This window comes from Agarivorans sp. TSD2052, from assembly GCF_023238625.1.
GTDB lineage: Bacteria > Pseudomonadota > Gammaproteobacteria > Enterobacterales > Celerinatantimonadaceae > Agarivorans.
The window spans coordinates 1,297,199-1,309,828 of record NZ_CP096670.1; the positions used below are offsets into that span (position 1 = coordinate 1,297,199).

9 protein-coding genes are annotated in these 12,630 nt (G+C 45.1%); 6 read left to right on the forward strand and 3 right to left on the reverse strand.

What is annotated here, in order from left to right:
* Positions 1-24 precede the first annotated feature (24 nt).
* The 4 genes from rbfA to pnp all read left to right on the forward strand — a co-directional run bounded on the left by rbfA (position 25) and on the right by pnp (position 4,072).
* Entirely contained in the window at positions 25-453 is a 429-nt protein-coding gene (gene rbfA, locus M0C34_RS05820) for a 30S ribosome-binding factor RbfA (RefSeq protein WP_248715601.1), read from the forward strand.
* Positions 454-1,401: a tRNA pseudouridine(55) synthase TruB gene (truB, locus tag M0C34_RS05825; RefSeq protein ID WP_248714711.1), complete on the forward strand. Its 948-nt coding sequence runs from the start codon at positions 454-456 to the stop codon at positions 1,399-1,401.
* Between the two features lie 102 nt (positions 1,402-1,503).
* Complete coding sequence (rpsO, locus tag M0C34_RS05830; protein ID WP_016402372.1) at positions 1,504-1,773, forward strand: 30S ribosomal protein S15; 270 nt, start codon at positions 1,504-1,506, stop codon at positions 1,771-1,773.
* A 184-nt stretch (positions 1,774-1,957) separates the two neighbouring features.
* Positions 1,958-4,072, forward strand: a complete 2,115-nt coding sequence (pnp, locus tag M0C34_RS05835; protein WP_248714712.1) for a polyribonucleotide nucleotidyltransferase — start codon at positions 1,958-1,960, stop codon at positions 4,070-4,072.
* 164 nt (positions 4,073-4,236) lie between these two features.
* Here pnp and M0C34_RS05840 read toward each other — a convergent pair whose 3' ends face one another.
* On the reverse strand, positions 4,237-6,162 hold the full coding sequence (locus M0C34_RS05840) for a methyl-accepting chemotaxis protein (RefSeq protein WP_248714713.1): 1,926 nt from the start codon (positions 6,160-6,162) through the stop codon (positions 4,237-4,239).
* 146 nt (positions 6,163-6,308) lie between these two features.
* Between M0C34_RS05840 and tadA the strand changes: the two genes are divergently transcribed.
* Positions 6,309-6,824, forward strand: coding sequence for a tRNA adenosine(34) deaminase TadA (gene tadA, locus M0C34_RS05845; RefSeq protein ID WP_248714714.1), 516 nt, complete (start codon positions 6,309-6,311; stop codon positions 6,822-6,824).
* Here the strand turns inward: tadA and M0C34_RS21190 are convergent.
* Positions 6,804-6,938, reverse strand: coding sequence for a hypothetical protein (locus tag M0C34_RS21190; RefSeq protein ID WP_256469334.1), 135 nt, complete (start codon positions 6,936-6,938; stop codon positions 6,804-6,806). The two genes, tadA and M0C34_RS21190, sit on opposite strands and share 21 nt — an antisense overlap.
* Positions 6,939-7,046: 108 nt before the next feature.
* Entirely contained in the window at positions 7,047-8,516 is a 1,470-nt protein-coding gene (mltF, locus tag M0C34_RS05850; RefSeq protein WP_248714715.1) for a membrane-bound lytic murein transglycosylase MltF, read from the reverse strand.
* Positions 8,517-8,696: 180 nt separating this feature from the next.
* Between mltF and purL the strand changes: the two genes are divergently transcribed.
* Entirely contained in the window at positions 8,697-12,590 is a 3,894-nt protein-coding gene (gene purL / locus M0C34_RS05855) for a phosphoribosylformylglycinamidine synthase (RefSeq protein ID WP_248714716.1), read from the forward strand.
* The last annotated feature ends 40 nt before the right edge of the window (positions 12,591-12,630 follow it).

Below are 12,630 nucleotides of genomic sequence, written 5' to 3' on the forward strand. Positions count from 1 at the left end.
GTGAGTGGTATCAGGAGAATAATGATGCCTAGAGAATTTAGCCGCCCAGATAGGGTTGCCCAACAAATTCAAAAAGAAGTCGCGGTGATTTTGCAACGTGATGTACGAGATTCACGTTTAAGCCTAGTGACGGTTTCAGCGGTTGAAGTGACTCGAGATTTGGCTTACGCCAAAATCTTTGTGACTTTTTTAGATGACAGTGAAGAAGCAGTCAAGGCTAGCCTTGAAGCCCTAAAAGAACACTTGCCGTATATTCGCCATTTATTAGCTAAGGCGATGCGTTTACGCGCTGTTCCAGAACTACGCTTTGATTACGATGGTTCTTTGCGTGAAGGTTTGCGAATGACAGAGTTGGCTAGCCAGGCAGTAAAAAGCGATCAGCAAAAAGCTGAAGCATCGGGTCGTACCTTGAGTGACGACTTAGAACAAGAGCCAGAGAAAGAGGACGAATAAATGGGACAAGGACGCAGAAAAAAAGGCCGCCCAATTGATGGGATCCTTCTGCTGAATAAACCTACTGGTGTTTCTTCTAACGGCATATTGCAGCGGGTGAAACGCATTTACTTTGCTCAAAAAGCTGGCCATACCGGAGCGCTAGATCCACTCGCTACTGGGATGTTGCCAATTTGCTTAGGCGAGGCGACTAAGTTCTCACAGTTCTTGTTGGATTCAGATAAACGCTACCAAGTCACCGCGCAATTAGGGGTAAGAACGAATACCTCTGACTCTGATGGCGAAGTGGTTGAGCGACGTGAAGTATCATCCACTCAAAATGACATAGAAACGGCTTTAAACGCGTTTCGCGGGCCTATTAATCAGGTTCCGTCTATGTTCTCTGCTTTAAAACATAATGGTAAACCCTTATATAGCTATGCACGAGAAGGTATTACTATTGAACGTGAAGCGAGACCTATCACTGTCTATGAAAATAACTTTATCTCGCTTGACGGTGACATGCTGACGCTGGACATTCACTGTAGCAAAGGGACTTACATTCGCACCATTATCGACGATTTAGGTGAAATGCTCGGTTGTGGAGCCCATGTCGTTAAACTACATCGCTCACAAGTGGCAGATTACCCCAGTGAACGGATGGTCACCCCTGAACAACTAGAAGCGCTGCTTGAGCAGGCTAATGACGGTGAGATGGCACCTAAAGAGTTGCTTGATCCTCTTTTGTTGCCGATGGACTCTGCGGTAGCTCATTTAGCTGAAGTAAACATTCCTGAAAGTCTAGGGGGATATTTGCTGCAAGGACAAGCTATGCAGGTGGCAGGTGCACCGTTACATGAGGTATTTAGAATCACTATTGGTGAGCAGCGTCGTTTTGTCGGTATTGGTCAGCTTAATGATGACGGCTTAGTCGCACCTAAGCGTTTGATTCAAAGTGTAGATAGTTAAGCGAGTTGCTTGCAACTGCTGAAACGTCGCTATATAATGCGCGTCCTTCATCGCTGAGTTAGTGATTGGCGATGAGTAAATTTATATATTTTAGGAGTTAGTATGTCACTAAGTAGCACTGAAAAAGCAGCAATCGTTGCAGAATACGCACGTGAAGCAGGAGACACTGGTTCTTCTGAAGTTCAAGTTGCTTTGTTAACAGCACAAATCAACCACTTGCAAGGTCACTTCAAGAAGCACATCCACGATCACCACAGCCGCCGTGGTCTACTACGTATGGTTAGCCAACGTCGTAAATTGCTTGATTACTTGAAGCGTAAAAACCAAGCGAGCTACGCTGAGTTGATCGCTAAATTGGGTCTACGTCGTTAATTTAACGCCGCCAATAAAGAATATTTAAAAGGGAGCCGGTTGGCTCCCTTTTTTGTTGCTCAAATAAAAGTCACAAACTCGCGAGATAACAAGGCTTTTAGTAAGGATAAAGTTATCTTTTGCCATAGCATTGTTTTATACTTTAGCGCGAATTAAAAGAGCACATAAATTAAAGGAAATTCACGTGAATCCTATCGTAAAAACGTTTAAATACGGTGAGAATACAGTCACCATCGAAACTGGCGCTATTGCTCGTCAAGCAACAGCAGCTGTACTGGTAACTATGGATGATACAACAGTATTCGTATCAGTAGTGGGTAAGAAAACCGCTACACCTGGCCAAGATTTCTTCCCGTTGACTGTTAACTACCAAGAACGTACTTACGCAGCAGGTAAAATACCTGGTGGTTTCTTCAAGCGCGAAGGTCGCCCTTCGGAAGATGAAACCTTAATCGCACGTTTAATTGACCGTCCTATTCGCCCGTTGTTCCCTGATGGCTTCGTAAACGAAGTACAAGTTGTGGCTACCGTGGTTTCTGTAAACCCACAAGTTCAGCCAGACATCGTTGCTTTAATTGGTACCTCAGCGGCGTTAAGCCTTTCAGGTATGCCTTTTAACGGCCCTGTAGGCGCGGCACGTGTTGGTTACATCGATGGTAACTACATTCTTAACCCAACCACTGAAGAGCTACCAGAAAGCAAGCTAGACCTTGTTGTTGCAGGTACTGAAAACGCAGTATTGATGGTTGAGTCTGAAGCTGAATTGCTGTCTGAAGAAGTTATGTTAGGCGCTGTTGTATATGGCCATGAGCAATCTAAAGCGGTAATTACTGCGATTAACGAGTTGTGCGAAGAAGCTGCTAAACCAGCTTGGGATTGGCAAGCACCTGAAGTTAACGTTGCACTTAAAGATAAAGTGGCTGCACTCGCAGAGGCTAAATTAACTGAAGCTTACCAAATCACCGATAAAGCTGAACGTTACGCTGAAGTGGGCCAAATTAAGAAAGCGGTTGTTGAAGCGATTACTGCTGAAGACGCAGAACTTAATGCCCAAGATATTGGCGACGAGCTAGGCAAGTTAGAGAAAAACGTTGTTCGCTCACGCATTATTGCTGGTGAGCCGCGTATCGATGGTCGTGAACCCGATATGATTCGTGCGCTAGACGTAATGACCGGCGTATTACCACGTACCCATGGTAGCTCGGTATTCACTCGTGGTGAAACTCAAGCGCTAGTGACTTGTACTTTAGGTACAGAGCGTGACGCGCAAATGATTGACTCGCTTGCTGGCTTGCAAACATCTCGCTTTATGCTTCACTACAACTTCCCTCCATACTGTGTTGGTGAAACGGGCTTTATCGGCTCGCCTAAACGTCGTGAGATTGGTCACGGTCGTCTAGCTAAGCGCGGTGTTGCAGCGGTAATGCCAAGTTCTGAAGAGTTCCCTTACACAGTACGTGTTGTTTCAGAAATTACTGAATCTAACGGTTCAAGCTCAATGGCTTCTGTTTGTGGTAGTTCATTGGCATTGATGGACGCGGGTGTTCCAATTAAAGCGTCTGTTGCTGGTATCGCAATGGGTCTGGTTAAAGAAGGCGACAACTTTGTTGTTCTTTCTGACATTCTAGGTGATGAAGATCACTTAGGTGATATGGACTTTAAAGTCGCGGGTTCTTCTGAAGGTATTTCTGCATTGCAGATGGATATCAAAATTGAAGGTATCACCAAAGAAATTATGGAAATCGCTCTTCGTCAAGCACAGGGCGCGCGTTTACATATTCTAGGTGTTATGGACCAAGCTATTGGTACTTCTCGTGAAGAGATTTCTGAATTCGCTCCACGTATCCACACTATCAAGATCAGCCCAGAGAAGATTAAAGATGTTATCGGTAAAGGCGGCGCAACTATTCGTGCTCTTACTGATGAGACCGGTACAACAATCGAAATCGAAGACGATGGTACAGTGAAGGTTGCCGCTACTGACAACGCTCAAGCTCAAGAAGCTATCAAGCGTATTCAGCAGTTAACCGCAGAAGTTGAAGCTGGCCAGTTCTACGAAGGTAAAGTCGTTCGTCTAGCTGACTTCGGAGCGTTTGTTGAAATTCTTCCTGGTAAAGATGGTTTAGTTCACATCTCGCAAATCTCTCAAGAGCGTGTTGCGAATGTATCTGACCACCTAACTGTGGGTGATATCGTTAAAGTTAAAGTTCTAGAAGTAGACCGCCAAGGTCGTGTACGTCTGAGCATTAAAGAAGCACTTGAACCTAGCGAAGCGCCTGCTGAGAAGCCAGCTGAATAAGCGTTATTTGGATTAGCTAAATCCAATTTCGTTTAAATAGCGAGTTACAAAAAAGCACTGAACTATGTTCGGTGCTTTTTTATTTGCTCTAGATATGTTGATTGCCTGCCATCACTAAAGTGACTGTTTTGCCGTGATGCTCACTAAAGCAAATAGTTAGTCTATTAAACGGTAAATGCCGCCATGGTTTTTCGTAAATCTTCAACAAGCTGCTGGAGTTCAATGCTTATGCCCTGGGTTTGATTGACCGAAGACTGTGAGCGTTGATTATTCTCCGCTAAACGTTCCGCTGACTCACCCACCTGCCGAGAGACATCTTGCTGCTCTTCTGCCATGCTGGCAATCGCTTCTATCTGCTGTGCTAATTGATTAATGACGGTACCAATTTGCTGTTGCATGGATTCACTGAGTTCGAGGCTTTGTCTGGAAGAGGCTGCCTGTTGTGTGGCTTTGTCTATACTACCGACAGCGGCTTTAGCACCAGCTTGGAGCTTTTCAATGCCCTGTTGGATTTGCTCTGTAGATTGATGTGTCTTACTGGCTAGCGAGCGAACTTCATCAGCCACTACAGCAAAGCCCCTGCCACTTTCTCCGGCCCTTGCTGCCTCTATCGCTGCATTTAGCGCTAACAAATTTGTTTGCTCTGCAATGCTATTAATAACATCGAGAATGGCCGCTATTTCTTTACTCAGTTTTTCAAAGCCGATGACTTCTTTGTTGGCGTGTTCAACTTGTGACAACAATTGAATAATTAGATCGGTTAATTGGCTGAAAAGTTGGCTATTTCCTTGATTGTGGAGCTGAAGTTCGTTTACCTCTTGTTGAACCAATAATATCGCTTGAGTTTCTTCAGCCACTGAACTGGCTACTTGCGCCATAGCGCTGCTGACATTTACCAATTCGTCGGTTTGTTGGCCAACCGATTGGCTGGCGAGGGCGCTGGACTGGTTTAGCTTGGTTATTTTTTGGTGGGTATTGTCACAATTATTATTCGCTTGCTGGATGAGTTCGCGAGTAGCCTGCAAAAACCGATTGACGGCGTGTGCCATTTGACCTATTTCGTCGTTACGATCGACGGTAAGGCTCCGCGTCAAATCGCCTCCCTTAGCCGCCAGTTGTTCTAGCGAAATGGATAAACGACTAATTTTTTTTAGTACGCGATTCACCATGAACCACGCTAGCGCAATGAGTAATACAATGCCGCTAACGATTAGAATGATGAGCAAACTGACGGTCATTTGGCGAGACTGCTTGTCTAGTTCTCGATTTAAATTGGACGCTGTCTGGTGGTTGGACTCTTCAAGTTGTTTAAAGATGTTTGAAAACTGGCTGAGGTCGGCATTGGCTTGGCCGATTATTTGTTGCTCACTCAATGCCCCCATTTGCTCTGTAATGACTTCACCTTGTTGGCTTAATTCTTTTTGCAGTTGATTGATTCTATTGAGGTCTATCGCCAAAACAAGCTTAGCAATGTCTGCTCCGCTAGGGTTCACCATTGCTTCAATGAGTAAAATATCAGGATCTTTGGCTGCCGCATCCAATATTTTAAAAATGGACTTTTTTCCTTCTCCTCGCGTCAGTAACTGCTTAATTTTCGGTTTTTGACGGTCAATATGGCGAGTAAGGTATTTTCCCTGCATATTGAAAAAAACTGCGAATACCACATCAGGGTCAGCATGCGCTGCTTGCACCAGCTGCGTCAGCTTAGGTATATCGTTATCCCATATTGCAGCTGGTGCAGAGGACGCGAGTAATGCTGCAAAATTAGTAGCCGCTTGGGTAACCTGTTGTTTTTGAAATAGCAGTGACTTTTTTTGCTGAGCGGCCAGCTGAGTCACTAGTTGTTGGCTTAATTCTTTACTTGCCGCTAGTGCTTGTTGGTTAGCCTCTTGCTCTAGCGTTTGCTGTTGTTGGCGCAAATATTCGGCAAGATTTTGCTGGCTTTTGGTCAACTCTTGGCTAACTTTAGTAATGAGTTTTTCAGTGGCCTGCTTACTGCTAATTCCTACACTGATAACTTGTAAAGCAATCATCAAGCTAATTGCTAGGCTTATTTCCACGAGCAGCGGGTGTTTAAAGCGGTCAAGCATATACTCTCCAATCCGTTGGGAACCACAAAATCCGAATAACTCTACTTATACTATCGGTGTTCGCTTTGAAAACTGAAAGTATTTAGCAGGCTTTTACCTGTGAGGCATTCAGGTTTACAATAGCCTCACATTTTTATTGGCCTGAGATGAAATTGAATAACACTGATATTGACTGGATGAATCACGCACTTAAGCTTGCTGCGTACGCTGAGGCGCAAGGTGAAGTACCGGTAGGAGCTGTAGTGGTCTTTCAAAATGAAATCGTTGGCGAAGGTTGGAATCAAACCATTAGTTTACATGATGCCACAGCCCATGCTGAGGTATTAGCACTGCGTGAAGCTGGGGCTAATATTGGTAATTATCGATTACTCGATACCACATTATATGTGACACTGGAACCTTGCACTATGTGTGCGGGCGCAATGGTTCATGCTCGCGTTAAACGTTTAGTTTATGGCGCTAGTGACTTAAAAACGGGGGCGGCCGGCAGTGTGTTTAACATTGTTAGTAGTGAGTGTTTGAATCATCGAGTAGAGGTTGAGGCTGGGGTATTAGCTGAAACCTGTGGTGAGACTATTAGTCGTTTTTTTCGCAAACGTCGTGAACAACATAAATTGCGAAAAAAACAACAGAGCAGTGGTTTACTCAGCGAAGCCGACTAAACCCATTTCAGACAACACAAAAGAACGTTGTCTTAATAAAACCTTACGATGCTGACGGGCCAATTGAATGCGGCGGCGTGGCGAGTGAAGGGTAACGCGTTTCTTTCTCATCATACTATCTATCCTCTCCATTATGTTCGGTAGGACGCTTTACTGGCTTAATCTCCATATAGACTAAGCATAAAACATGACAGTAATATGACATATCGTCAAGATTATTCTCTATTTTTTGGGCGTTGCCTCTTCATTATTTTGCTTTTCGCCGTCTTCGCTAGGATTTTCTACTGGGTAAGGCGCTCGGTTTTCCATTAACTGCTGCCGACGGTCTGATTCTTTCTTTTGGGCATCTAGCCACAATAGGCTTTGATAATACTGGCGAATGTTATTTACATAGTTGTACGCTTCTTGTCCTCGGGCATAGCCATACCGAGTTTGCTGATACCATTTTTTACGCATTAATAGGGGGAGGTTTTCTTTTACATCAATCCAAGCATCAGGATCGCCACCTTGAATGCGGGTTATGCGACGAGCATCTAGCATATGACCAAAGCCGATATTATAGGATACTAAGGCGAACCAAATTTTGTCATCAGCTCTGACACTATCGGGAACCCGATTAATTAATTTCTGCAAATACTCTGCACCACCTTTAATACTTTGTTCGGGGTCGAGACGATTTGTCACTCCTACTGATTTAGCGGTGGGTAGGGTCAACATCATCATACCGCGAACCCCGGTAAAAGATTTTGCATGTGGCCGCCAATGCGATTCTTGATAAGACACCGCTGCAATTAAACGCCAGTCGAGAGTGCCCGAGTATTGTTGAAACCATTCCGTGTATTTAGGCAGGCGCGTTTCGGTGGCTCTTAAAAAGGCCCGAGTATCGACATAGTCGAATTTTTGAATATGCCCAAAATAGCGTTCGTATAAACGGCTTATGTCACCGTTGCTGTGCCTTTCACCGATATATTCGATCAACGCACTATATAAGCTGTCATCGCGAAGGCGTTTTACCATCCATACTACAGGGGTGGCTTTTTGTAAGGTAAACGCTTCTGCTAAATCAGGATAAAACCGCTGATGTAGCGCCAATGTTGTATTGTCCACTAGGGCGAAGCGGATCTCTTCGTCTACAATGCTTTTTAGCAATTCACTGCTGTCTAGGCGATCTGTGGCCTCAATGGTTAATTCGGGGTTTTGTTTTTGGTAGCTCTTCAGAAGGGGTTGATGATAACTGCCCGATGTAATCCAAAGAGGTGAATCTACTTGGCTAATGTCGCGCGGTCTACGGGTATTTTTCTTATACACCACCGTCGCATCTACTTGATATATTTCTGGCGAAAACCTGAAATTTTCACGTAAGGCTTTAGTGGGGGAAAGGGCTGCACCTAACAAATCGACTTGTTGGCTATGTAAGCCGCGATAAAGTTCGGTTTGGTTATACAGCGGCACCATCTGTAACTCAACACCTAGGTAATCGGCGAAACCTTCGAGTAACTCGTATTCCATGCCCGTGGGTTGTTCGTGCTGGTCGTAGTAAAAAATTTGCTGACTATATAAGGTACCCACGCGTAGTTTTCCACGCTGGCGGATCTGTTCAAGCTCGGAAGTGAATGGTATCGGCTCACAGCCTTGTAACAAAAACAAGGCAAGCAACGCAAATAGAATTGCAGAGCGTTGCTGATTAATCATCAAATTTGGTATCCAGACAAATATTTTTACTCGATTTTATGGATATCTGCTTAACTGTCTAGTATTAAGCTTGGTTTTCATCGTTAAGCTAACGTTTTGTTTACCATTGTCTCGGTTTTTATCTATAATACGCGCAATTTTCCCCCTCCCACCTCCATCAGGAAAAGCGAGCACATAAATATGTTGGTACTACGTGGTGCACCTGCACTGTCTGAGTTTCGAATTGCACAACTGCTGAAGCGTTGTGCAGAACTAGATCTTCCGATTAATTCTATCTACGCTGAATTTATGCATTTTGCTGAAATAGCGAATGACCTAAGCGATGCAGAACAACAAGTATTAGATAAGCTATTAACTTATGGACCGACTATTGCGGAACATACTCCTGCTGGACAGTTACTATTAGTGACGCCGCGCCCAGGAACAATTTCACCGTGGTCTTCAAAGGCCAGTGATATTGCTCATAATTGTGGCTTAAACAATGTGCAACGTTTAGAGCGGGGCATTGCCTACTATGTTGAAGCAAGCACTGAACTAAGCGATGCGCAATCTGCGCTTTTAAAAGGTCTAATTCACGACCGAATGATGGAAGTGGTTTACGCGCAAACAGACCAAGCTAACGCTTTATTTGAGCACGCCAGCCCAGCTCCATTCGCATCTGTAGATATTCTGTCAGGTGGTAAGCAGGCTTTAGAGCAAGCTAACCAAGAGCTAGGTTTGGCTCTGGCTGATGATGAGATTGACTACTTAGTAGAAAATTTCGAAAAAATGAAGCGTAACCCTAACGACGTAGAGTTAATGATGTTTGCTCAAGCAAACTCTGAACACTGTCGTCACAAAATCTTTAACGCTGATTGGACTATTGATGGTGTAAAACAGCCTAAATCGCTGTTTAAAATGATTAAGAATACTTACGAGTTGAATAGCGATTACGTATTGTCGGCCTATAAAGATAATGCGGCGGTAATGACTGGCTCAGTGGCCGGGCGTTTTTTCCCTAATGCTGAAACCAAGCAATACAACTACCACCAAGAAGCCATTCATATATTGATGAAGGTTGAAACTCACAACCACCCAACCGCTATTTCGCCATACCCTGGCGCAGCAACGGGGTCGGGAGGGGAAATTCGTGATGAAGGCGCTACCGGACGTGGCTCAAAACCTAAATCAGGCATGGTTGGTTTTACTGTCAGTAACCTACGCATTCCTGGTTTTGAGCAAGCCTGGGAAAGCGATTTTGGTAAGCCAAGTCGTATTGTTAATGCACTTGAAATTATGTTGGAAGCCCCACTGGGTGGCGCTGCCTTTAATAATGAGTTTGGTCGCCCAAATATTTTAGGTTACTTCCGTACTTATGAAGAACAAGTAGAAAGTTTTAATGGCTTAGAAGTTCGCGGTTACCATAAACCGATTATGTTGGCTGGCGGCTTAGGCAACATTCGTGAAGACCATGTTGAAAAAGGCGAAATCCCAGTTGGTGCCAAAATCATTGTGTTGGGCGGTCCAGCAATGAACATTGGTCTAGGCGGTGGCGCAGCCTCTTCTATGGCTTCAGGTCAATCTAGTGAAGACTTAGATTTCGCTTCGGTGCAGCGTGAAAACCCTGAAATGGAACGACGTTGTCAGGAGGTTATCGACCGTTGTTGGCAACTTGGTGATGCGAACCCCATCGCCTTTATCCATGATATCGGCGCTGGCGGCTTATCCAATGCTTGTCCTGAATTGGTTGATGATGGTGGTAGAGGTGGTATTTTTGACCTGCGCGCAGTGCCAAACGACGAACCGGGCATGTCTCCATTAGAAATATGGTGTAATGAATCTCAAGAGCGTTATATGTTGGCTGTAGCGCCTGAACATTTGGCGGTATTTGATGCTATTTGTGAGCGCGAGCGAGCCCTTTATGCGGTTATTGGTGTGGCCACCGAAGAACGCGACTTAGTGCTTCACGATTCACATTTTGGTAACGACCCTATTCGTATGCCTCTTGAAGTTTTGTTAGGTAAAGCTCCTAAGATGCATCGCGACGTGCAATCAGCAAGCTTTAATGGCCCAGCATTTAACAGCAGTAAGCTGGATTTAGCTGAAGCTGCAGAGCGCTTATTGCGATTACCCACCATTGCAGAGAAAACCTTCTTAATCACTATTGGTGATCGCAGCGTAACCGGCCTAGTGGCTCGTGACCAAATGGTGGGGCCTTGGCAGGTTCCTGTCGCTAACTGTGCAGTGACTGCTGCGAGTTATGATACCTACCATGGTGAAGCTATGTCTGTGGGTGAACGTACCCCTGTGGCGTTGATTGATCATGCAGCCTCTGCGCGTTTAGCAGTGGCTGAATCACTGACTAACATAGCGGCGACCAACATCGGGTCGCTAAATAACATTAAGTTGTCTGCCAACTGGATGTCTGCGGCTGGTCATCCAGGTGAAGATGCTGGCTTATATGCAGCTGTTAAAGCGGTTGGTGAAGAATTATGTCCAGCCTTAGGGTTAACTATTCCAGTAGGTAAAGATTCGATGTCGATGAAGACTGCTTGGCAAGATAATGGCCAAGATAAGTCGGTGACATCGCCTCTATCTCTAATTATTAGTGCCTTTGGCAAAGTCGAAGACATTCGCCTTACTGTTACTCCGCAACTACGTAATGATGCCGGTGATACAGACTTGATTCTGATCGATCTGGGTCAAGGTAAGAACCGCATGGGGGCATCATGTTTAACACAAGTGTATAAACAGTTGGGCAACAAGGTGCCTGATGTTGATTCGCCTGAATTATTAAAAGGCTTCTTCAACGCCATTCAAAGCTTAACCGCTGAGCAAAAGCTGCTTGCCTACCATGACCGTAGTGACGGTGGTTTGTTTACGACTATTGCAGAGATGGCGTTTGCTGGACATTGTGGTGTAGATGTCGCGCTTGATTTGCTGGCTGGAGAACCTCTTGAGGTATTATACAACGAAGAGCTAGGCGCAGTAATTCAGGTTAAATCTGAAGATAAAGAAGCAGTTCTTAATGTATTGGCAGGACATGGCTTAGCTACTTGTAGCCACGTTATCGGCTCGCTAAATGACGATGACGCCGTTCGCTTTACCCTTAATGGCGAAGTCGTTTTGGCTAACAGCCGTACTCACTACCGTAGCATTTGGGCTGAAACAACCCTACAGATGCAAGCGTTACGTGATAACCCTGAATGTGCCAAGCAAGAATTTGAGCTGAAACTCGATGCTGCTGACCCTGGTTTAAACGTTGGTTTGAGCTTTGACATTAACGAAGATGTTGCCGCTCCTTACATTGTTAAGGGTCTGAAACCAGAAATGGCTATCTTGCGTGAGCAAGGAGTAAACTCGCATCATGAAATGGCTGCAGCCTTTGACAGAGCCGGTTTTGCCGCGGTTGATGTTCACATGAGTGACATACTTGCTGGGCGGGTTAGCTTAGACAAGTTTGCCGGTCTAGTGGCTTGTGGTGGCTTCTCTTACGGTGACGTATTGGGAGCGGGTGAAGGTTGGGCTAAGTCGATTTTGTTTAATGAGCGCGCTCGTGAGCAATTTAGTGCATTCTTTGAGCGTAGTGATTCGTTTGCTTTAGGTGTATGTAACGGCTGTCAAATGTTGTCTAACTTAAGTGAATTAATCCCTGGCGCTGATTTATGGCCACGCTTTGTGCGCAATGAATCAGAGCGTTTTGAAGCCCGCTTCAGTTTGGTTGAAATTCAGCAATCACCGTCTATTTTCTTGAATGGTATGGTGGGTTCACAAATGCCAATTGCGGTATCACATGGTGAAGGCCGCGTTGAAGTGCGTGATCAGGCTCATCTAGACGCTATTGCGCAAAGTGGTACAGTCGCATTGCGTTACGTTGACAACTACGGTGACGCAACCATGCAATACCCCGCGAACCCGAATGGCTCACCGTTGGGGATTACTGGTTTATCAAGCAAAGATGGTCGAGTCACTATTATGATGCCGCACCCTGAGCGTGTATTCCGCACGGTTGCGAACTCCTGGCACCCGGATGACTGGCGTGAAGATAGCCCTTGGATGCGTATGTTCCGTAATGCTCGAGTTAATGTAGGCTAGCCCAACATTTATGCTTCGCAATAAAAAAAGCCACCGCAAG

Coding starts and splice junctions, on each gene's coding strand:
- rbfA (WP_248715601.1), top strand. CDS start 25: ATGCCTAGAGAATTTAGCCGCCCAGATAGGGTTGCCCAACAAATTCAA.
- truB (WP_248714711.1), top strand. CDS start 454: ATGGGACAAGGACGCAGAAAAAAAGGCCGCCCAATTGATGGGATCCTT.
- rpsO (WP_016402372.1), top strand. CDS start 1,504: ATGTCACTAAGTAGCACTGAAAAAGCAGCAATCGTTGCAGAATACGCA.
- M0C34_RS05840 (WP_248714713.1), bottom strand. CDS start 6,162: ATGCTTGACCGCTTTAAACACCCGCTGCTCGTGGAAATAAGCCTAGCA.
- tadA (WP_248714714.1), top strand. CDS start 6,309: ATGAAATTGAATAACACTGATATTGACTGGATGAATCACGCACTTAAG.
- M0C34_RS21190 (WP_256469334.1), bottom strand. CDS start 6,938: ATGATGAGAAAGAAACGCGTTACCCTTCACTCGCCACGCCGCCGCATT.
- mltF (WP_248714715.1), bottom strand. CDS start 8,516: ATGATTAATCAGCAACGCTCTGCAATTCTATTTGCGTTGCTTGCCTTG.
- purL (WP_248714716.1), top strand. CDS start 8,697: ATGTTGGTACTACGTGGTGCACCTGCACTGTCTGAGTTTCGAATTGCA.